Source organism: Clostridioides sp. GD02377, assembly GCF_045899875.1.
Taxonomy (GTDB): Bacteria; Bacillota; Clostridia; order Peptostreptococcales; family Peptostreptococcaceae; genus Clostridioides; species Clostridioides difficile_A.
This window is the reverse complement of sequence record NZ_JBJODA010000088.1, coordinates 1-367: the sequence shown is the minus strand read 5'-3', so window position 1 is coordinate 367 and position 367 is coordinate 1. Positions and strand designations below refer to the sequence as shown.

Here is a 367-nt window from a genome sequence, read left to right as displayed (position 1 = left end):
GAACAAAAAGTTTAAAAAAAGTATTGACAAAAATAACAAAAAATGTTAATATTATACTTGTCCTAGCAACAAGAAAAAATGTGGTTATAATAGCAGAGAAGATACACCTGTTCCCATTCCGAACACAGAAGTTAAGTTCTCTAGCGCTGATGGTACTTGGTGGGAAACTGCCTGGGAGAGTAGGACATAGCCACGTTGGATATTCCAAGGTAGCTCAACGGTGGAGCAACCGGCTGTTAACCGGTAGGCTGTGGGTTCGAGCCCCACCCTTGGAGCCAATATGGCTCGTTGGTCAAGAGGTTAAGACACCGCCCTTTCACGGCGGTAACAGGGGTTCAATTCCCCTACGAGTCACCATTTGTGGGAT

At 45.0% G+C, this 367-nt stretch carries 2 tRNA genes and 1 rRNA gene; all 3 read left to right on the top strand.

Going from position 1 to position 367, the window contains the following annotated elements:
* Positions 1-79 precede the first annotated feature (79 nt).
* The 3 genes from rrf to Q3304_RS20970 all read left to right on the top strand — a co-directional run bounded on the left by rrf (position 80) and on the right by Q3304_RS20970 (position 357).
* Positions 80-196, top strand: a 5S ribosomal RNA gene (rrf, locus tag Q3304_RS20980).
* Between the two features lie 7 nt (positions 197-203).
* A tRNA-Asn gene (locus tag Q3304_RS20975) sits at positions 204-278 on the top strand.
* Between the two features lie 4 nt (positions 279-282).
* Positions 283-357 (top strand) — tRNA-Glu (locus tag Q3304_RS20970).
* Positions 358-367 lie beyond the last annotated feature (10 nt).